Below are 22,318 nucleotides of genomic sequence, written 5' to 3' on the forward strand. Positions count from 1 at the left end.
ACTATTTTTTTAATCGAAATTTAAATTTATTTTCCTTTGTATTTTTAGTTCAAAAACCTTTTTTAAAAAGATCATATTATCATTAAGCTATATTCAATAAAGGAATTTCCAAATAAAACATGATATATATCATGTGATCTGTTTGTAATTAGTCTAAATAAGAATTATATTTGTCCAAAATAAAAAATTACATAAATTTAATTTCTTATGAAAAAAACACACCTATTTTTAATTTTTCTATTCTTGTGCCAGCTTATGTTAGCACAAAATAACTCTATAATACGAGGGGTATTGGTTACACCAGATAATCAGCCCATTAGTAATGCCGTTATTTATATTGACGGAAATAAGTTAGATCAAACTACCCTAAGTAATGGTGAATTTGAAATATCCGGGTTAGCTGAAGGTGAACATAAAGTTACTTTTATAAGTCCTGATTCTAAAAAATATTCTGAAAAAATTTCGGTTACAAACAATGAAACTCGTTCATTAGTTATTACAATGCGTACAGAAAATTCAACTAATGAAAAGGAAATTGAAGATGTTTACGTATATGGTACCGGAAATCAACCTAAGGGTATGGATGTAATTACTCGTATCCCAATAAGCCCTAGAGAAATGCCTCAAAATATCTCAGTTATTACAAACAAAATCATTGAAGAACAAGGAGCGCAAAATATTACGGATGCTGTAAGGAATGTTCCCGGTGTTATTTTATTCGGAACTTATGGTGGAGGTATGGAAAGTATGTCTATAAGAGGATATAGAGGAACTCCTGTACTAAAAAACGGTATACAAGTGGATTCTGATTTCAGATCTGCATCTTTAATGACCGATATGCAAGGTGTCCAAAGTATTCAAGTTTTAAAAGGATCTGCTTCTATCACTCAAGGTATAGGTAATAACTTAGGAAGTCCGGGCGGTGTTATTAATGTAGTAACTAAAACTCCACAATTTTTAAACGGTGGGAGTGTTTCGTTAATGAGTGGAAGCTGGGGGCTTTTCCGTCCAACCTTTGACTATCAGACTGTATTAGATAAAAAACAAACAGCAGCATTTCGTATTAACGGGGCTTACCAAAGAGCAGACAGCTATAAATCTCGAGTAAATAGTAATCGTATATATGTTAATCCCTCTTTTGAATGGAGACCGGATGATAAGACACAGATCACTTTGGAATTGGATTATATGAATAATAATCATACTCCTGACAGAGGTACTGTAAATTTTGGTCCTGACACTGAAAATCACTTATACGAGATGCCTCATAATAAATTTACCGGATGGGGTACTGATAATGAAAATATTAAAACAACTACGTACTCTGCAAAAATTGTCAGAAATTTAGGTCATAATTTAAGTTTAAGAGCTTTATATGCTGCATCTGATTATAAAGATGAATCTTATGGAATGGGATCTATTATACGTGCAGCCAGTAAAGATTATTTATTGAGAAGCAGAGGTTTAGGCTGGTCTGAAAGTGAAGATAAAAATAAGGTAATTCAAATTGATTTAATCGGAAAAGAAATATATACCGGTAAAATCAAACATACATTCCAGGTTGGTTTTGATTATAAAAGAAATGATAAAAGCAATACAACCCATAAAACTACTCAATATAATCCTATAACGAAGAAAACAGAGATTGTTTCTTCGTTTGTTGTAGATACAATTAATATTTTAGATCCTATTCCTAATAATTTACCTAATAGTATAGGAAAAAAAATATTCAAAGCTCCATCTGATGTAGTTAATACAAAATCTGATGTATATGGCATTATGGTTCAGGAGGCAATAGAAATAAATAAATATATTAGAGCCAACTTAGCTTTAAGATATAGCCAAAATTCAATTCGAGAAAATTCAAATGCTGCCAATGAAGCTTGGGATCCTTTCTTTGGATTAATGATTACCCCTATTGAAAATATCAGCGTTTTTGGAAACTATGCTACTACAACCGATTTACGCTCTGCTAATAATCCTACCCCAGATGGTGGTACTTTAGGGGCTTCTACTACTAATCAATGGGAATTTGGTGTTAAATCTGATTGGTTTAATAAAAAATTAGCTTTTAATGTAAGTTATTTCCATATAAGAAATAATGATTTATCTTATCAAATTTATAATGCTAATGGATCACGAACCGGACTATATGAGCTTGCCGGAGATGTAACAAGAAAAGGAATGGACTTGGAGGTTACCGGAAAAATATTTGATAATTTAAAAGTTATTGCCGGATATTCTTATTTGGATGCTAAATATAAAAATAGCCCTGCCTACCATAATGGATCAAGACCAATGAATACTCCATATAATACTGCTAACGGATGGGTGCAATATTTATTTAATAAAGGAACTCTTAAAAATTTAAGTATAGGAGTTGGTGTTTATTATGTTGGAGACCGTCCGGTTAATGATTATTCTATTGCAGGAGCTGACCCTCATGGAAATAATTATCCTAAACCTCCATTTAATATGCCTGAATACACAACTTTCAACGCTCAATTAGGTTATACTTATCAAAATATAGGATTACAAGTGTTTTTCAACAATATATTTGATGAAGTTGGATATACTTCTTATTATAGAGGAGGATTTATTGACCAAATTGATCCAAGAAATTTTAAAGTTCAACTTTCATATAAATTCTAATTTTCATACAATAATTTATTTCCTAGAAAGCTATCTGTTTAATGACAGATAGCTTTCTAAGTTTATAGAACAAATATTTCTTTGAAGTAATCCATAAACTGATCTCTGTTAAACTGTTCTTTTTATTATCATATAGATATGATTTTTTAGTTTTATATATTTTTTATCTAAAAAAAATATTTCTAACTACCTACAAAAAATTATTTTATTCTTAATTTACTCAGTCAAATAATAACATAAAATTATTTTATATTTTTTGCTTTTCTATAAGATATTTCCAATACTTTTTTGGCATATGTTGTTTTTGTAATTTTAAATTGATTCTTTCTTTTATAGCAAGTGCCTTATAATAATTTTTCCACAATTTTTGAAATATTTGTTCGTCTTCATGAAATAAGTCTTTATTTATCTGTTCTATTTCCTTATCTAATGATATTTCTACAACTCTTTTCTTATCAAAATAAAATCCGTACTTACGTTTTACATCATATATAATCCATAATTGTGAAGAAAAACGGTTTTTAAAGTGATTTATTACCAAAGGAAGTGAATTATATTGTAAAGAAACAGGAGCAAAGTAAATATTGTCTTTTGTTTTTTGAAACCGAACAAATTGTTTTATTGAATGTCCTTCTTTATATACTTTTTTAGCTAATTTGTGAATTTCTAATATAGTAGAATCTCCTAAATTATTAATATATAAAAATTGACTATCAATAGCTTTAATTATGTAATCAAAAATTAGTTTATCACTCTTTTCTTCTTCAGACAACCATACAGCAGTTAACATGTTTATACAATTTGCAGGCAATTGTTTATGTAATAAATTCCAAACTCGATGGTATTTTTTTTCATGAGTTTCTACTTGTATCTCACAATTGATAAATAAAGGAGGAATGTCTCCTATACCTAAAATAATATCTGGAAAAATATTTAGTTTATATGCATCAAAAATGCTGGATAAAAGGCCATTAATTGTTTTATCATAATAAAATACTGTCATTTTTAATTAATGATTTTATAGAGGAAAAGCCAATGAAATTTGGTTTGGATTTTTAGTTTTTTTCTTTTTTAATAGAATCTCTCGAACTTTCCTTGGAGTAATTTCATTGATAGTTTGATTAATAGCGTCTTTACATATAATGAAATATTGTGCACGTTTCATAATGACACCTATTTTTTTTAACTGATACATATCTAAAGATCCAAATCGGCGTGCATTTATGATAATTTTCGCTGATTTTATACCTATGCCAGGGACTCTTAATATAGTCCTATATTCAGCTTTATTTATATCTATAGGGAATATTTCAGGATGACGAAGTGCCCAAGAGAGTTTAGGATCAACTTCTAAATCTAAATTAGGATTATTATCATCTATTATTTCTTCTGCTGAAAACTGATAAAACCTCATTAACCAATCTGCCTGATATAATCTGTTTTCTCGTACTAAAGGAGATTGATGCAAAACCGGGAGTCTATTATCATAAGCATTAACCGGAATAAATCCAGAGTAGTAAACCCTTTTCATACTAGATTGTAAATATAATAATGAGGAGGTCTGTAATATATCTTTATCTGTTTCATTGGTAGCTCCAATAATCATTTGTGTACTTTGACCTGCAGGGGTAAACCTAGGAGTAAATTTACTTTTATTTTTTTCTTCTTTGTATTCTATAACTCCTTGTTCTATAAATTTCATAGGTCTAAATACACTTTTATGATCTTTTTCAGGAGCAAGAAACTTTAAATTTTTTTCTGTAGGAATTTCTATATTTACACTTAATCTATCTGCATACAAACCTGCTTGAACTACTAATTCTCTACTGGCACCAGGTATGCTTTTCATATGAATATATCCGTTATAGCTATGCACTGTTCGTAAATCTTTGATTACCCTAATCATTTTTTCCATAGTATGATCTGGATTTTTTATTATTCCTGAACTTAAAAATAAACCTTCTATATAATTTCTTTTATAAAACTCAAGGGTCAATTCTACCAATTCTTTAACACTAAAAGCAGCTCTTTTTATGTCATTACTTTTTCTATTGATGCAATAAGCACAATCATACATACAATAATTAGTGAGCATTATTTTTAGTAATGAAACGCATCTCCCATCTTCAGTAAATGTATGACAAATACCCCAACTTGAGGTAGATCCTATAGTTCCTGATTTACTATTACGAGCTACTCCGCTTGAAGAGCAGGAAACGTCATATTTAGCTGAATCTGCAAGAGTTACAAGCTTATGGATTATATTATCATTCATATAATACAAAGTTAGTCAACATAAGTTATTTATTGAAATAAACTCTTAAAATTATCAACCAAATAAATGATTATCAAACATTTAAACATCAAACCTAATGAAATAAAAATTAAAAAATTTAATGATTATGCCCTGTTTCCATTTCACCGGATTTCAAGTAATAAACCCCTGAGGTAACAACTTCCTGATTATTGCTTAAGTTGATAACTTCTATCCATTTATCATTAGATACTCCTGTCTGTATTTCTTTTTTTTCTACTTTATTATTTGCTTTTTTTATGAATATATACTTTTTCCCTTCTTCTTCAAAAACAGCTTCTATTGGTAATGTTGAAACTTCTTTAGTTTTTCTAATTATTTCTGCATTTACAAATCTTCCTTCATAAAAATTATTTGAAGGTAGTTTATTGTTTATATTCACATGGATTTGTACAGTATTGTTTTCTGTATTGGTTACTTTTCCTATAAGATGAATGTTACCTTTAATTTTACTCTGTATTTCTGGTAGTCTAAATTCTACATCTTGACCTATATAAAGTTCAGAAGCATATTGCACCGGAACATTTAGCTCAATTTGTAATTCGTTTTGATTAATTATTTCAAATAATTCATCTGCTGTAGTAACTTGTTTCCCCGAAGATATTTCTTTAGCTTGAACAAATCCACTACGGGGGCTAATAATCGGTAAAACCGGATTTATTTTGCATACTTTTTGAATGTATTGAGGATTGAATCCTAATAATTGTAATTCTGATTTTAAACTTTGATATTCTGCAGTAGAAACTTCATAGGCTGCTTGTGCCTGTTCATAAGCTTTCTTACTAATTGCATCAGCTTTAAGTAATGATTTTTTTCTTTGAAAATCTTTAAGATTTAAATTCATATTGAAATAACTTTCCAAAAATTGTTTTTGTAAAGTAATGAATGAAGGATTTTTTAGGGTAGCCATAACCTGTCCTTTTTTTACATAATCTCCAGTAAAAAAGTTTATTTTATCTATAAATCCATCTATTTGAGGATGTACTGTCGATTTATTCTGAGGTAGAGCGTGTATCATCCCGGTAACTAGAATTTTTGATTCGATATAATTGAGTTCTGACTTACCATATTTAATTCCATTCATCTTTATTTGTTCTGATGTGAGAACTATTTCATCTTTATGTTCTTTTTCCTCCGTATGAATTGTTTTTTCTTTTTTAGAACAGGCTAATAATAAGAATATTGAAAGAATATTTATATAGATTATTTTTTTCATTCTATAATTTTATTTGGATTGTGTTATATACTTTAATTCTATTAAAATCCGATTATATATATTGTTTAAATCAAGATATGTAAGATTGGCCTCAACAGAAGATTTTAACATACTACAGTATTGAAGGTAATCTATTTCTCCATATTTATATTTGATAGTAGCTACCTCCCTCATTTTTTTTAATTCTTGTAAATGTCTGTTTCCAAAAAATACCAATTCTTTATTATAAATTCTTTCTTCTTCTTTGAGCTGTCTAATTTTCAAATCTAATGTTCTGTTTATTTGTTCTTTTTTATTATCAATCATATAATTATCCACTAAGATTTGTTCCTTAGATTTTTTATAGGCATTATTAAATAAGGGAATACTAATCCCTATAACTCCTGCATAATAATTATAATCCTGATCTAAACTTTGCATAATTCCTCCAATAGATATTTCCGGCAAACGTTGAGATTTATGTAAAGATATAATGCTATGGTTTACTTCTTGTTGTTTTTCATATTCTTGTAAAAAAACTCTGTTTAAACTATCTGAATAAATATAATTACTTATTTTATAAAAACTATCTACAGGAATTAATGTTTCATCTGAATTTATATGACAAATAGTATACAACTGATTTTTTATGTCAAGATATTCTTTTTCATTATTTATTTTTTGTTGTAGAATTTGCTCTACTTCTACTTTAAAAAATTGTTTTTCCATAAAGTCTGTTTCTCCTTTTTCATATCTTATTTGTGCTCTGTTCAATCCAACTATATATAAAGAATCTATTTGCTTAAAAAGTGCTTTTTTTTCTATTGTGTAAAGCCATTGGTTATAAAGCTGCTCTACCTGAAATTGTATTAGATGTTTTTTTAATAAAGATTGAGCCAACAACCATTCTATTTTAGATTCAGATAGTTGTTGATTTTTTTTATAAGAAAATATATTTCCTAAATCTTGTGATACCTCTAGTTGAAAATCTGCTACTCTACTATTATATTGTCCATAACCTAAAGAGAAAGAAGTACTACCTGTCGTATATGCATATTTCTTTTCTAATGTCTCTTTCTGTATTTGTAATTCTTCATGTTTTATATCTAAATTTTCTGTAGCTGCTCTTCTAAGTAACTCTGGCAATGAAACTTTTGTTTGTGATTTCATTGTAAGAATACTTCCACAAAAAAATAATACAAATGTTGCTATTTTCTTATTTATCTGTTTTTTATATCCTTTTTCTATGATATAATATAATGACGGTACTACAAGAAGTGTGAGCATGGTAGAAGTTATTAATCCGCCTATTACTACTGTAGCTAAAGGTCTTTGTACTTCAGCTCCATTGGAGGTTGATAAAGCCATAGGTAAAAATCCTAAAGTGGCTACCATTGCTGTCATGAAAACCGGACGTAAACGTGTTAAAGCGCCTTCTATTATAATTTCTTTTAAAGATTTTATTTTACCTAAATTTTTAACCTTATTTATCTCACTTACTAAAACAATTCCATTAAGTACAGCTACACCAAATAAAGCTATAAAGCCTACTCCTGCAGATATACTGAAAGGTAAACTTCTTAGCCACAAAGCTATGATTCCTCCAATAGAAGCTAAAGGTACTGCTGTAAATATTAATATAGCATCTTTAATATTTTTAAAAGCTAAGTATAGCAAGAAAAAAATGGTTCCTAAGGTTATAGGAATTACTATACTTAAACGGGATTTGGCTGCTTGCAAATTTTCAAAAGCTCCTCCATATTCTATTTGATAACCAGGTGGTAATTGTATCTTTTCTTTTATTTTACTATCTACATTTTTAACTAAGGTAGCTATATCTGTTCCTCTTACGTTAACTCCTATATTTATTTTTCTCTGAGCTTTTTCTCGGGATATCATCATAGGGGCAGATTCAAAATTTATAGTAGCTACTTCTGATATTGGAATTAAAGAATTTAATGATGTGCGAACATATATTTGTTCTAAATTTAAATTATTTCTAAATCTTTCATCCAATCTTACAACCAAATCAAATCGTTTTTCTCCTTCTAATATAGCTCCTGCTTTTTGCCCTGCAACGGTAGATTTGATTATTTGATTTAAAGTTTCTATATCTAAACCATATTGAGCCATTTTTAAACGATTATATGAAATTTTCATTTGTTTTAAACCTTCTGTCTGTTCTACTTTAACATCTCCAGCTCCTTTTAAATTTTTTATTATTCCTGCTATTGTATTTGCTAGCTCTTTAAGTTTTTCACGATCTTCACCGAATATTTTTACTACAACATCTGCTTTTGCTCCTGTCATTAACTCATTAAATCTGAGTTGAATCGGTTGAGAAAATTCAAAAGAAGCCCCAAGTATAGAAGATAACTTTTGTTTCATCTTTTGTACTAATTCTTCTTGATTGTTCGCAGATACCCATTCTTTTTTATTTTTTAAAACTATCATAATATCTGCATCTTCTATCCCCATAGGATCAGTAGGTACTTCTGCGGTACCTATTTTAGAAACTACATGTAAAACTTCCGGAAAATTAGTTTTAAGAATTTTTTCTACTTTAGTGGTCATTGAAATACTTTCATTTAAAGAACTTCCAGGTTGTATACTCATTTGCATGGCTATATCTCCTTCCTGAAGAGTGGGGACAAATTCTGATCCTAACCGAGAAAAAATCCATAAAGAAAAAATCCATAAAACAAATATTCCGACTATTATTTTATAAGGCATCTGTAGAACTTTTTTTAATATAGGTAGGTAAAGTGATTTTAATGTATTAATTATTTTATCTGCAATGGATTTTTGTGAAGCTATTTTTTTGTTTAGAAATAAAGCAATCATTACAGGAACATAAGTAAGTGATAAAATAAAGGCTCCTAAAATTGCAAAGCTCACAGCTATGGCCATAGGTCTAAACATTTTTCCTTCTATACCTGTAAGCGACATAATTGGTACAAAGACTAAGATAATAATCAAAATTCCAAAAGCTGCTGATTTATAAATATTCCCTGCTGTTTTTCCTATGATCTTATCCATTTCTTTTTGAGTTAATTTTTTATTTAAATATGTTGTATATAAAACATGTATAACACTTTCTATTATAATTATGGCTCCATCTACAACAATACCAAAATCCATTGCTCCTAATGATAGTAAGTTTGCAGAAATACCAAAAATATTCATCATAATAAGGGCAAACAACATGGATAAAGGAATTACAGAAGCTACAATAAGTCCTGCTCGTAAATTTCCAAGTAATATGATTAATACCAAAACAACTATTAAGCCCCCTTCTACTAAATTTTGGGTTACAGTGGATATAGCCTTATCTATTAGATTGGCTCTATTTAAATAAGGATATATTTCTAATCCATCCGGTAATGAGTTTTGTATCTTCGCTATTCTTTCTTTAACATTTTGAACTGTTTTATATGAGTCCGCACCTTTTAACATCAAAGTAATTCCTCCTACTACTTCTCCTTTACCATCCATTGTCATAGCACCAAACCTCTGTGCTGAACCAATCTTAACTTTCGCTATATCTGATATTTTTACAGGAACATTTTCTTTAACAGTTACTACAACATTTTCAATATCCTGATTTTTTTTCAATACTCCTTCTGTTCTGATATAGAAAAGATTGTGTTCTTGTTGTATATAACCAGAACCTGAATTTTGATTATTCTTTTTCAATGCTACATTCACTTCATCTAATGTGAGATTATAACTATGTAGAGCTAATGGATCTATAGACACTTCATATTCTTTTACTTTCCCTCCAAAACTTGAAATTTCTATTACTCCTTCTATACCATTTAATTGTCTTTTTATCATCCAGTCTTGAATGGTTCTTAATTTTTCAGTATTATATTTTTTTTCAAATCCGGGCTTTACTTTGAGAACGTATTGATAAATCTCACCTAACCCTGTAGTAATGGGCATCAATTTTGGTTCTCCTAACCCCTCAGAAATTTCATCTTTTATTAGCTTAATTTGTTCTTCTACTAATTGTCTTGCATTCAAAGTTGGTACTTTATCCTTAAAAACAACTGTAATAATAGAAAGTCCAAATCTTGAAATGGACCGCACCTCTAAAGCACCTGGAATATTTCTTAATTCAGACTCAAGAGGAATGGTTATTAATTCTTCTATTTCTTGAGGTGCTAAAGTTGGAGATGTGGTTACTATCTGTACCTGATTATTAGTAATATCCGGAGTTGCATCTATAGCTAAATGTTTAATAGAGCAAATTCCTGCAATTAACCATATTAAAACTCCTATAATTATTAACCATTTATTATTAATTGAGATTTGGATAATTTTTTCAAACATAAATAATTATATAAGTTAATTTATATTTTATTAAATGATATAAAAATAGATAATGATTTTTGCAACCAAATTGCAAACTCTATTTACAATAAAAATTATATCGGTAAATAAATTATCAATAATTAATAAAATTTATTTAAAATGCATTGAAACAATTAATTATCTAAATCAAAGGGAATTTATTAATCTATTTTTTAAAGATTTATTTATAAAAAACCATATTAAATTTAATAAAATGTGTAGATAAGAATACATAAAAAATATGTTGAAAACACATAAAATAGTAAAGCAAAATATTCTTAATTAGAAAACTAAAAATACTCATATTTTTCATACTTTATATTACATCTTAGTTTTTTTATTATATTCTATGAGTCTAATTTTTTTGAGTCATATAAAGTAAACAATGATGAATAATATTTCCAAATTGCGTTTTATGTTGGCTGAAATTATATTATGCATCAATAGTATATAAAATTCTAATAGCGATTTTCTATGTAATTTTCACAATATTAAAAATTTTAATTTGAAAGTAAATTTAAAATGCTTTTTTATCTCCACCTACTGTTTTAAAAAATGTACGTATAATTATAAATATATCTAATATAAAAGACCAATTTTTTATATAATAAATATCTGAAATAATTCTTTTTTGTATATCTTCTTTTGAGCTAATTTGTCCCCTAAAACCTTTAATCTGTGCTAATCCTGTAATTCCTGGTTTAACATAATGTCTTAAAGTATATCTTCTCATTTCTTCACTATAATATTCATCTTGTAAAACCATATGTGGCCTTGGACCTACTACAGACATATTTCCAAATAAAACATTAAAAAATTGAGGTAATTCATCTAAACTTGTTTTTCTTAGAATTTTACCAATTCTTGTAATTCTTGAATCTCCTTTTACAGTAGCTTTTATATCATTTTCTTTACTCTTTTTCATTGTTCTAAACTTATAGCAATAAAAAATTTTCCCATATAATCCTACTCTTTTTTGTAAATAAAATATAGGTTTTCCACTATCTATTAAAATTATAATAATAATAATAGGAAATAACCAACTAAATACAAAAACGATTATAAATAATGAAAAAACAATATCAAAAATTCTTTTTAATATACGATTCCAAATCTTATCTAATGGGAAATTATCAAATGTTAAAATAGGAAAGGTGTCATAATATTTTAATTTAAGATTATTAAAGGGATCGTATAAAGTATTAGGGATAAATCTTATATCAATATGACATTTTTGAGATAATAAAACTACTTCATCCTGAATTGATTCCAATAGCTTACCATTTAATGAAAAAAATATTATTTGAATACTTTCTTCTAAAAGAAAACACTTTAAATCATTTAAATCAAAATTATATCTTTTTTGTCGTAAATCAGATTTAATATCAAACAAAAATATTCCAAAATTTACAAATCCATAATCTTTTCTTTTAGATAGTAAATTTATAAAAGATTGCGTATTTGAATTTTCATCTATAAAAATTACTTTTCTAATATTGCCCCCAAAACTTCTATAGATTTTCAATAATATAAATAAAAATATTCTTGTCAAAGAAGTGAAAAAGAACAATATCGCTAAGTAAATTATTGAAAGTTTAGGTGAAAATAAATCACTTGTTTTAAAACCTGATACAGCGAATACTACTATACTAAATAATAGAGTTTGATATAAATTATTTTTTAATATTGAATATAAACTATCTAACCTGCTTATTTTATAAATATTTGTATTTATAGAAATAAAGCACCAGCTAAATATAAACAGAATTAGGGCTTTATAATGTAATTTTATTAATTGTTCAATAGTTCTAACTTCTCCATTTTGTAAGTATTGATATTTTAAAAACAATAAAAAGAAAGAAATAAAGAAAACTAAATCTAATAATTGTAGGATAAGAAAAATATTTTTTGAATAGCGTATATGCTGTATCATTAAACCTATTTTTATAGTATTCAAAAATAATAAATATAGACTTATTATTATATAACTATGATAATTTTCATTTTTTAATACTAAAAAAAATCGTGTACCCCAAACTAAAAAAAATTACTCCCTTTTGTCTAAAAAAAACTACTTCTGTTATAAATAATAAACATATTAAAGAAATAAATATAAATATAAATAAATTTTTATCTTTGATGGATATATAAAAACAGTATAATATTAGAATTATTAATAGTAAAAGACCTAATAACCCACTTTCTACTAGTGTCTGCATGTATTGATTATGAAAGTTATAGGAATAATATTGCTCACAATGATATTTTTTATAACATATATCTAATATACCCTGAGATGCTCCCAGCCCCAATCCCTCAATCCATTTATGATATTGTTCTAGGATTTCATAGCCCAATCGTAATTGAAAAACCCTTAAATTCGTTCCTGTCCAATGATAATCCTGAAAATCTTTTGAAAATAGAACCTGAGAAAAATCTAAATAGTTTAATTCTTCTAAAAATCTTTCTCTTATTGGATTATCATATAAAAACAAAAACCAACCACTAATAAAAAATATTAATAAAGCAATGAACTTAATTCCCCAAAATTTTTTATTACTAAAAAATATTATAATTTGAATAATAAAAACAGATATAATAATATTTTTTGATGCTAATAATAGTAAAAATAAAAATAATAAACAGATAAGTAATAAGTCAAAAACATTTGGCTTTTTAATATTAATAAGCCCTAAAATACAAAATGAACAATATAATGATATATATATCGCATGATTATTAAACAGAGAAACAAGTTGGTGATAAAAAAATACTTCTATATTATAAGTTTTTTGATAGATAAAAAAGGCATTACTTAAACAAGCAAGGAAATATATAATCAGTCCTATAGAAAACCAGCGAATAATTTTATATATATCATTTCTATCTAATTTTGGGAATTGAGATACAAAAACAGGAAGTAATAAAATAGGTAATTCTAACTTTAAATGGTGTATAGTGGCTTTATTATTTATAGTCCATAATAATGTTACTACTTCGTACAAGAAAAATAATAAAATAGGTATTTGCCATGCGTGAAAAACATATTTTTTATTTTTGAAAATATAATAAATCCCAATTATTACCAGCAATATAACAAAAATATTACTTATGGCATACCCAAGCACTAATGAAATCAGAGCTAAAGCTAAAAACAGAGATATGTTTATTTTCTTAAGCATTCTAATATAAAATCTAAATATTGTTTATTTATAATCTCCCAAGAATATTTTCCCACAACTTTCTCTAAATTAGAATTAATTTTCCCCCCATTTTCTGATTTGGTTTGTATAGTTAAAATTTTACATATATCGTTAGAAGTGGAAAAATACAACGCATCATTCCCTAATATAGATATATTAAATATATTATTATGAGCTACTATAAAGCAATTGGAAGCCATTGCTTCTAATAAAGATGGATTAGTTCCCCCTACCGAATGTCCATGAAAGTACATATCTGAAAAATATCTCAAGTTATTTAGAATTTCTATATCATAGACTGCTCCTATAAATTTTATATTAGAATTATTACTATAATTTTCATATAAATACTTCCCGAATGGAGTATTCTTATAATTTCCTACAAGTATCAAAGGTTTTTTACTTTTATTTTCAACTATTCCTTTAATAATAGTCTCTATATTATTTTCGGGCTCCATTCTGGCTATCAATAAATGATATTGATATGGAACTAATTCAAACTGTTTTATTATTTCCGGATCAGGATTGGAAAATATTTCTGCCCCGTAGGCTATATATTTTGTGTGTTTTTTATACTCTTCTTTTATATATTCTTGTATTCCTATAGAATCAGCTATCAGGTATCCTCCATAATTTGCTGCTAATTTTTCTGCAAATTTCAAAAATTTCTGTGTTTTTTTTGAATATTTTGACCTTTTCCATTCCAATCCATCCATATTAGTAACAATAACAGATTTCTTAGGTAGTAAAAAATGCCAAATACTACTACTTGTATATCCTAATTGAAGAATTACATCAAAATTTCTCTTCCGGCTATCTAAAATACAATTCAGGTCATAAATAAACTGTCCGGCCGTTCCTATTTTATTTTCCGGATCTTTGCAACAAATTATATTGACTCCTTTATATATTTTTTCTTTATAGGGATGTAAGGACGAATTATAAACATATACTTCATATCCCTCTTCTGCTAAATAAACAGAAAAATACTCTGCAAATTGTTCAAATCCCCCATGATGGTTAGGTATTCCTCTTGTCCCTAAAATAGCTACCTTCATTTTTTAGTAATACTTAGCCTTGCAAATGTAATCAATTTATTACATTTTTATTTCTCTAAGAGAATAATTAAATAATATTTGCTAAAATTAAAAAGTCATGAAAAAATTATTTTTTAACCCTATTCGCTATACTTATAATTCCATGTAGGGATAAATCAGATCAACAACATCAAACCCTATTAAATTATCAGGAAAATAAAAATAATTACTTTAAATTATTTATTGGAAGTCGCTTTTACAAAAATGATATTTTACAATTATTTTATACTACCAACAATCAACCTGAATTTTCACAAGAGTTATCGGGAAAAAAGCTCATAATAGGTAATCCCAATATACAAAAAATTATATTTATTCTCCCTGATAATACAAAACCTACAAATGTATGAATTGATTTTGGAGAAAACAGAAATCAGGAATATATAGATATAAAAAATATTTCAGCTTATTATAAAAATAACTCTATTGATTGTAATAATAAACTTTTCAGAAATACTTTAACTTCATTCAACCCTTTCATCTATTTTAATTATAAAAACTTTATCCGTAAATTAAAGGTAATTAATATTAAATATGATCCTTTTGTCACAAGTAATAATGAATTTAATGAAAAATTAATGAAATTATATATTCCTATACATGAAAAAGAAGAAAATTAATTTATTTTAGTTATTTTAAAGATTTCCTGGGGGGAAGTATACCACATAATCATCATTATATTTATATATACTATATATTCCTTGATTAACATTTGGGCTACTTTCTTTTAATTTTTCAACAGTATATATATTTCCTTCTAAATCAGGCATAATCTTATTATCTAAATTAGGCATATCCACTTTTAAATTATGCAGAATAAAAAATTCATTAGAAAAGTATTTACTACTATTAAAATTATTAGCTAGAAAAAAATAATCTGTAAACTTATGTTTATTTATGAAAAAAGAAACTGAAGGAGGGTAATCTGGGGAGCCTAAAATATATAACTTATCTCCATTTTTAATTCCTAACTTATATAAATCATGATTTATTTGAGTTATAAGGTACTCTTTATGATTTTTAAATATTATTAATGATGAGCCATAAGAATAAACTAAAGAAAAAAAGTATATATAAGGTAACAATAATAACAATTTCCAATTTCCCTTTATTATTAAACTAATAGAATAAAAAATATAAACCAAAAAAATAGATGATCCTACTAATACTCTAGGAAGAATATTAAAATTTTGTGTGAAAATTAAAACCCCTGGTATACATATAAAAATTATTATAGGGGAAATCATATATATAAATGCCCTTACTCTATCTAAAATATTATTACCTATTTTCAAGGATCTAAGAGTCACGATATAAGATACTACAAATCCAACTTCGACAATTAAAAGAATTTTTTTCTTAAAATTATTATTTAGATATAATAAGAAATCAATAAAATTATTCAATATTTTATACATTCCTTCCTTATCTAATGATACTGTTTGACTCATTAATTTCATATATGGGCTAGGCGTCTCCATATATGTTAAATATATTTTAATTATTATTATATAATATAAAATATACCCTAAAAAAATAATTAAAAATGATTGGAATAATATCTTTAATGCCTGAGTTTGATTATTTTTATAATCGTGTATAAAAAATAAAAACGAAAGTGAGATAGATACATTTAAGGATGTTTGATAAATTCCAAGAGCTATGAAAAACAACAACAATTTTACAACAAATAAAAACATATTCCTGCAAACTATTGCAGTAGATATAATTGTTAAACTCAATGCTAAAGACATTGTTACATTATCATTTCTAAATGATAAATTTTCAAGAAATAAGGGACTACATAAAATAGGTAGCACAACTAGATATGATAATAAATTATATTCAAGAGATAACCTTTTAATAAAAAATAAAGAAGATACCGATATAAATATACAAGTAAGAATAAGAGTTAATGGAAATATATCAATAAAAGTTCCTCCTGTAATGACATAATAAAAAATATCTGCAAAAGGCCGACCTTCCCATCTCCAACCGAATGGTTGATTTACTCTTATCAAGATAATTAAAATTAGCTAAAATTAAAGGTAAAACATAAAAAAAAGAAATGTTAAAAATAACCAAAAAATTTTTTTTATATTTGTCTGAAATTAGATTCAACATTATTTCTTTCATATAAATAAATTTAGGTTACTCAAAGATAATAATTATTAGATATTTCATTTTTAATCTTTTTACTTATCTGATGAAAAAATGTATCTACCGCGTCATCTTGCATATACTGATTATAATCGTTTTCTTTAATAGTATATATACTTTCTACACAAAGTTTTTGTATAATTTTAATAAACTCTTCTGAGGAATTAAAGATAAAACCAAAACTTTTAAAATTAAATATAATATTTTGAAAATACTCCAAATTGGAACAAATAGATAATTTTTTAAAATATATGGCTGTCTCTAAGACACCACTTTGGGAAATTTCATTATATGGTAATAAAACATAATTTGTCTTCGAATATAAAAAATTAGATTCTTCATCTGTAATATGCCTAGTTAATAATTTTACATTACCCATTTTTGGAAACCTTGATAAAAGATCATCTGGATCTTTTCCAGCTATTATAAAATTAGATTCTTGTATATATTTCTTATCTAATTTAGATAGAACCTCAAATAATAAATCTATTCCTTTAGAATCTCTAATATTTCCAAAAAATAAAAAATTTACTTTTCTATTATCTATTAAATTAATGATTTCATTTTTTATATTCTTAATATCATATTCTTTTGAATATAAATATTTTAAATGTGGACAATAAATAACATCTCCTTTATATTCTACTTCATCTAATTTTTCTCTTATTCTTTTAGAATGATAAATTGCTGTTCCTGCAACATAATTAATTAAAAAATAAATAATTCTCCTGAGAATTCTGTTATTTATATCTAAACCTACTACTTCATGAACATCAATGATAACCTTATTTTTTTTAAATAATAAAAATGGAAAAATAAATAATACATCCTGAATTTCTCCATAAAACGAAATAATAAAATAGTTCTTTCTATTTTTTATAAGATTATAAATATATAATAAATAACTATATACAAAGCAAAATAACCTCCTAAATAAACTTCCTTTATAATAATTTTTCAAAATAGAGTTTCCTTCAGGATAATTAGATATTACGCTTGTTTTATATTTCCTTTTCTCAAATTGATAAATAAATGCCTCAATATAATTATGCATGCCTGAATGTTCTCCAATTCTATCTACAAAAACTATCATAAATTATGGGGTCTTTCGTAAAGAATTTATAACTATTTTAAATTCTGAAAAGTTTAAATGTCTAAGTCTATTTAAACTTATTAAGATTGTAGAAAGATAAAACTTAAATGATATTTTATAATATTTACTACAAAATATTCTTCTACTTCTAAACATATGATATTGAGAGAATAAACTTCTTTTTTTATGATCAGAAGAAGTACCTATACTCTTGCCTTCTTTATGATAAACAATTGCATCAAAGCACAAGTCTGTTTTCCATCCTAAAAGACTAGCTCTATAAGACCAATCTAATTCTTCATAATATAAAAAATAATCTTCTGAAAGTATACCAACATTATGAAGAAATTCACTAGAGACGAATAATGATGCTCCTATAGCATAATCTATATCAACATTGGAGATTACTTGATTTATCCCTATACCTTCTCCTATAAGAAAAGGCATGTAAAACAACTTACTAAATTTTCCACCTATTGCCTGTACTCTATTAGGCTTATTATAACAAACCAACTTAGCTCCTAATATTCCCAATTTTTTCTTTGATTTAGTATAATATGCTATTAATTCTCTTAATGTATTTTTTAAAACAACTGTGTCATTATTAAGCAACCAAGAAAATGAGTTTTTTTCACCATACTTTAAAATATATCTTAAAGCTATATTATTGCCTGCGGAAAAACCTTTATTTTTTTTTGCTTTAACTATCAGTAATTTATTATCATACTTTTTTGAAGTAAAAGTATCCTCTGATAAAAATACAAAATCAAGAGGTTTTTTTACTAATGGATATACTAAAGCTGAAAAATAAGTTTCTAATTCACTCTCTCCCTTTTGAATCCAGTCTATAATATGAGTAACTGAGTCTAATGTATTACTATTGTCTATAATTATAATTTGATAATTAGAATAATTAATCTTAAAAAGACTTTCTAAACATTCAATAGTATCCGAATGTCCATTAAAATTCAATAATATTATATATACTTTGTTCATTCAAATATAGCTTGCAACTATTTTTCTACATATTTTCCTTTCACCCCCCTTTTAAAGTCAAAATATCCTTTCAGCATCATATTTATTTTATTTTTTTTATCTTTTTCTAAAAAGATTGTCTTTAGTATAATCTTAAAAAGCATATATGATTCTTCTTTAAATAACTGAGGGAAATTTTTTTTATATTCTTGTTTTAAGTATAAAAAGTTTCTTATAAAATAATATTTTCTTAATGCATTATGATTACTAGTAGTTATACGCTTTTTTAGAAATGGTATTTTAATTTGCTGAGGATATCCTAATTCATGATTTAAAATTATTAAATTTGATTTAATAATTTTAAATCCCGCCCTTCTCCCTCTTAAGCTATATTCAAAATCTACCTGATCTATAAAATAATCTTCATTAAATAACCCTAACTTCTTAAAAAATTTCAAATTCAACAATTGTCCACTTGTTATAGCCCATTTGGCATATTCAAATTCTGGAATCTCTTTTAATTGATATGGCAGATATTCTGGAGAAATGATAAATACATCTTCAGATACATTTTTTGATAAATCAATCATTTTATTCAAATCCCCTTGTTTAAATGAACTATCTTGATCCATCGTTAAAATCCATTTAAATTTTCTTTCAACAGCTAACTTACAAGCAATATTTAATGCTTTTGAAATACCTAAATTCTCGTAATTAAAAATATATTTTATTTTTTTGTTATATACAAAAAATATTGAATTATCCTTTATTGAATTGTCTATAACATATAATAACTCTATTTCATCTAAATATGATGATATATTTTGTATAACTTTATCTATATTAGGATTGTATAAGATAACTACTCCACAAATACTTATGCTCATAAAATTATATATCTATTACTCTATTTCTTCATTAAATAATATCCGTATCCACTTTTACTAAACTTATTCCTTTTGTTAAAATAGCGATTAATCCTAATGCCATTGGAGTAGTATGTATTTCTCCTGTTATATATATAAAAGTTAAATATATGAAAAATAATGCTAAACATAAAGATGAAATTTGTATTACACTCACATTATTTTTTAATGATATTATTTCCTTTGTATTATAATAAATTACTTTCCCATAAAATAAAAACCACATTAATAATCCTAAAATTCCACTTTCTACAAGAACAATATATAGAAAACTTTCAAAATTATAATACCCATCAGTCATTTTGTAATTTTTGTCGTTAGGATTAAAACCAAATTCTTCTTTTAACCATCTTAAGCCATTTCCTACAAAAATTTTATCTTTCACTAACCCTATAGATAGTATTAATTGTCTTTTCCTCATATCAAAAGTACTTCCATCTACTTTTTCTTCCAAATATATTTCATCTTTCTGTTCTTCTTTAGTCAATTTATTTTCAATCTTAGTCGGTGTTTCCTTAGATACATTTTCTTCAAAAATTGTGGAAATAGCGTATACGTTAATAATTCTGTTCGATGGAATATGTACAAATAAACATATTGAAGGTATATAAACAAGCAATATTAATAAATATAATCTAAGTTTAGATCTATTTCTAATTCCCAAAATACTATAAGTAATTAACCCAATAATAAAACCTATATAAGCTGCTCTTGAATTTGAAAGTATCTGAACCACTATCATTAGTATTAAAACAAAGACATTCCATTTCGAAAATTTCCAATTAGAAAAATTATTCAAAAACATTCTTACTAAAATAGCAAAACTTAAATATAATCCATTAGTATGAGGATGAGGGATAAATGAAGAAACACCTAGCCGTTTCCTTTCTAAAAAATCAGTTGAAACATTATAAACATTATATAAATTACTAAAAAAATTATAATAGTAATTATTTCTCCATAATAAAACTATTAGTCCATAAAATGCACAAACAATCATGCAATAATAAAAAAATTTTAAGACTTCAATTAAATCTTTTCTACTTTTAATAAATAATCCCAATAATAAGAATATGCCAAAATAATCAACTATATATAAAAAAGCTCTCAGTAAATTTCTCGTAAAAGACATTCTATGATCAAAAAATGATAGAAATATAAATACTACACTAAATATAATTATTGTACATATATATGGATTTCGTATAAATTCATACTTTAACTGCTTATATTTTAATAATGCTGATAGAAATAATGCTAAAAACCATAATCTATCAAGCGGATTAAAAACAGGTAAAATAGTGATACCTAAATCAAAAAAAATTAATCCAAAAATAGTTAATTTAACTTTAGTAATGTCTTTTACTAAAAAAATTGTAAAGGCATAAAATACAAAAAAAATAAATATTATAATTTTAAAAACTTCACCATTCATAATTTTACTTTTTTATTAACATAAATTATTTTAGGATTGAAAAATATTGAACTAAAATAAGCAGAATAAACAATAAATATTCTTCTAAATTTTGATTTATTTGAATGCACCAATATATAAAACGGCATTGTAATTATATTTTTCATCCAATATTTTAAATATTTTTTTATATTTCTTTTTTTATAAAAAAACATTTCATTTCTCAAACCGTATTTATACTTCCATAATCCTTTTTCATCCGCATTTATTATATTTTCAATATTATTTGTATGTGTCTTATGAAAAGCAATACTTTTCATTGAATAAAGTCCTATAAAATTATTTTCATATATCCTATGTGAATATTCAATATCATCCCACCAAATAAAAAATTCTTTATAAGGTAATCCTACCTTCTCTATGGCTTCTCTGTTAATCAGCATAGACAAAAAAGTTCCTGCTTTTATCACTAAACTATTTTTATCATCATAATAATTAAACGGAATATCATTTTTCTCTAATCTACTATCAACAAATGGTAAACTTGGTAAATTTGGTGTATTATCTACCCATAAAATTTTACTGGATATAAATCCAATTTTTTTATCTGTTTTTATTTTATTTGTTTGTAAAAGATTTTCTAAAGCATATTTATCAACAATAGTATCATCATCCATTACCCATACCCAATCAAATCCTTTTTCATATCCTAATTTAAGCCCTTTATAAAACCCTCCTGATCCTCCACAATTTTTCTGATTTATAACTTCCAAATCCTTTTGTTCTCCAAGCCAATCTAAAGTTCCATCTGTGCTACCATTATTTATAATCAATATGGAATCTGGTGCGATTGATTGACTTCGAAGAGCTTTAATACACTCTTTTAACAAAATCAATCGATTAAATGTAACTACTACTGCCACTATTTTCATA

The 22,318-nt window shown here is 25.8% G+C and carries 14 protein-coding genes; 1 reads left to right on the plus strand and 13 read right to left on the minus strand.

Features of this window, described 5'->3' with window-relative positions; genetic code table 11:
* Window positions 1–207 precede the first annotated feature (207 nt).
* Complete coding sequence (locus C4S77_RS01415) at window positions 208–2,652, plus strand: TonB-dependent receptor (protein WP_105245514.1); 2,445 nt, start codon at window positions 208–210, stop codon at window positions 2,650–2,652.
* 247 nt (window positions 2,653–2,899) lie between these two features.
* Here C4S77_RS01415 and C4S77_RS01420 read toward each other — a convergent pair whose 3' ends face one another.
* From C4S77_RS01420 to C4S77_RS01485, 13 genes are all read right to left on the minus strand, one after another.
* The gene (locus tag C4S77_RS01420; protein ID WP_105245516.1) at window positions 2,900–3,655 is read right to left on the minus strand and encodes a TIGR03915 family putative DNA repair protein; all 756 of its coding nucleotides are present in this window, start codon (window positions 3,653–3,655) and stop codon (window positions 2,900–2,902) included.
* 15 nt (window positions 3,656–3,670) lie between these two features.
* On the minus strand, window positions 3,671–4,927 hold the full coding sequence (locus C4S77_RS01425; protein ID WP_105245518.1) for a putative DNA modification/repair radical SAM protein: 1,257 nt from the start codon (window positions 4,925–4,927) through the stop codon (window positions 3,671–3,673).
* A 118-nt stretch (window positions 4,928–5,045) separates the two neighbouring features.
* Window positions 5,046–6,182: an efflux RND transporter periplasmic adaptor subunit gene (locus C4S77_RS01430; protein ID WP_105245520.1), complete on the minus strand. Its 1,137-nt coding sequence runs from the start codon at window positions 6,180–6,182 to the stop codon at window positions 5,046–5,048.
* A 9-nt stretch (window positions 6,183–6,191) separates the two neighbouring features.
* Window positions 6,192–10,496, minus strand: coding sequence for a CusA/CzcA family heavy metal efflux RND transporter (locus C4S77_RS01435; RefSeq protein ID WP_105245523.1), 4,305 nt, complete (start codon window positions 10,494–10,496; stop codon window positions 6,192–6,194).
* A gap of 538 nt (window positions 10,497–11,034) precedes the next feature.
* A complete protein-coding gene (locus C4S77_RS01445; RefSeq protein ID WP_105245527.1) occupies window positions 11,035–12,450 on the minus strand; it encodes an exopolysaccharide biosynthesis polyprenyl glycosylphosphotransferase in 1,416 nt (471 codons plus the stop codon).
* Window positions 12,451–12,517: 67 nt separating this feature from the next.
* Complete coding sequence (locus tag C4S77_RS01450) at window positions 12,518–13,699, minus strand: O-antigen ligase family protein (RefSeq protein ID WP_105245529.1); 1,182 nt, start codon at window positions 13,697–13,699, stop codon at window positions 12,518–12,520.
* Window positions 13,684–14,778, minus strand: a complete 1,095-nt coding sequence (locus C4S77_RS01455) for a DUF1972 domain-containing protein (protein ID WP_105245531.1) — start codon at window positions 14,776–14,778, stop codon at window positions 13,684–13,686. The genes C4S77_RS01450 and C4S77_RS01455 overlap by 16 nt, the downstream gene beginning before the upstream one ends.
* Before the next feature lie 674 nt (window positions 14,779–15,452).
* Window positions 15,453–16,838 carry a glucosyltransferase domain-containing protein gene (locus tag C4S77_RS01460; RefSeq protein ID WP_181042769.1) on the minus strand — a complete coding sequence of 462 codons (1,386 nt, stop codon included), beginning with the start codon at window positions 16,836–16,838 and terminating at the stop codon, window positions 15,453–15,455.
* Between the two features lie 134 nt (window positions 16,839–16,972).
* Window positions 16,973–18,070 (minus strand): glycosyltransferase family protein, encoded by a 1,098-nt coding sequence (locus tag C4S77_RS01465; RefSeq protein ID WP_105245535.1) that lies wholly within the window; start codon window positions 18,068–18,070, stop codon window positions 16,973–16,975.
* 3 nt (window positions 18,071–18,073) lie between these two features.
* A complete protein-coding gene (locus tag C4S77_RS01470) occupies window positions 18,074–19,066 on the minus strand; it encodes a glycosyltransferase family 2 protein (RefSeq protein ID WP_105245537.1) in 993 nt (330 codons plus the stop codon).
* Window positions 19,067–19,083: 17 nt separating this feature from the next.
* Window positions 19,084–19,932: a glycosyltransferase gene (locus C4S77_RS01475; protein ID WP_105245539.1), complete on the minus strand. Its 849-nt coding sequence runs from the start codon at window positions 19,930–19,932 to the stop codon at window positions 19,084–19,086.
* 31 nt (window positions 19,933–19,963) lie between these two features.
* Complete coding sequence (locus tag C4S77_RS01480; RefSeq protein WP_105245541.1) at window positions 19,964–21,406, minus strand: O-antigen ligase family protein; 1,443 nt, start codon at window positions 21,404–21,406, stop codon at window positions 19,964–19,966.
* The gene (locus tag C4S77_RS01485; protein ID WP_181042770.1) at window positions 21,403–22,308 is read right to left on the minus strand and encodes a glycosyltransferase family 2 protein; all 906 of its coding nucleotides are present in this window, start codon (window positions 22,306–22,308) and stop codon (window positions 21,403–21,405) included. The genes C4S77_RS01480 and C4S77_RS01485 overlap by 4 nt, the downstream gene beginning before the upstream one ends.
* Window positions 22,309–22,318: the final 10 nt, after the last annotated feature.

The organism is Apibacter adventoris (assembly GCF_002964975.1).
Lineage (GTDB): Bacteria > Bacteroidota > Bacteroidia > Flavobacteriales > Weeksellaceae > Apibacter > Apibacter adventoris.

Bases quoted from the DNA above. Each gene is read 5' to 3' on its own strand.
- C4S77_RS01425 (WP_105245518.1), bottom strand. From the start codon at position 4,927: ATGAATGATAATATAATCCATAAGCTTGTAACTCTTGCAGATTCAGCT.
- C4S77_RS01415 (WP_105245514.1), top strand. From the start codon at position 208: ATGAAAAAAACACACCTATTTTTAATTTTTCTATTCTTGTGCCAGCTT.
- C4S77_RS01450 (WP_105245529.1), bottom strand. From the start codon at position 13,699: ATGCTTAAGAAAATAAACATATCTCTGTTTTTAGCTTTAGCTCTGATT.
- C4S77_RS01470 (WP_105245537.1), bottom strand. From the start codon at position 19,066: ATGAACAAAGTATATATAATATTATTGAATTTTAATGGACATTCGGAT.
- C4S77_RS01420 (WP_105245516.1), bottom strand. From the start codon at position 3,655: ATGACAGTATTTTATTATGATAAAACAATTAATGGCCTTTTATCCAGC.
- C4S77_RS01445 (WP_105245527.1), bottom strand. From the start codon at position 12,450: ATGATACAGCATATACGCTATTCAAAAAATATTTTTCTTATCCTACAA.
- C4S77_RS01465 (WP_105245535.1), bottom strand. From the start codon at position 18,070: ATGATAGTTTTTGTAGATAGAATTGGAGAACATTCAGGCATGCATAAT.
- C4S77_RS01455 (WP_105245531.1), bottom strand. From the start codon at position 14,778: ATGAAGGTAGCTATTTTAGGGACAAGAGGAATACCTAACCATCATGGG.
- C4S77_RS01435 (WP_105245523.1), bottom strand. From the start codon at position 10,496: ATGTTTGAAAAAATTATCCAAATCTCAATTAATAATAAATGGTTAATA.
- C4S77_RS01480 (WP_105245541.1), bottom strand. From the start codon at position 21,406: ATGAATGGTGAAGTTTTTAAAATTATAATATTTATTTTTTTTGTATTT.
- C4S77_RS01475 (WP_105245539.1), bottom strand. From the start codon at position 19,932: ATGAGCATAAGTATTTGTGGAGTAGTTATCTTATACAATCCTAATATA.
- C4S77_RS01430 (WP_105245520.1), bottom strand. From the start codon at position 6,182: ATGAAAAAAATAATCTATATAAATATTCTTTCAATATTCTTATTATTA.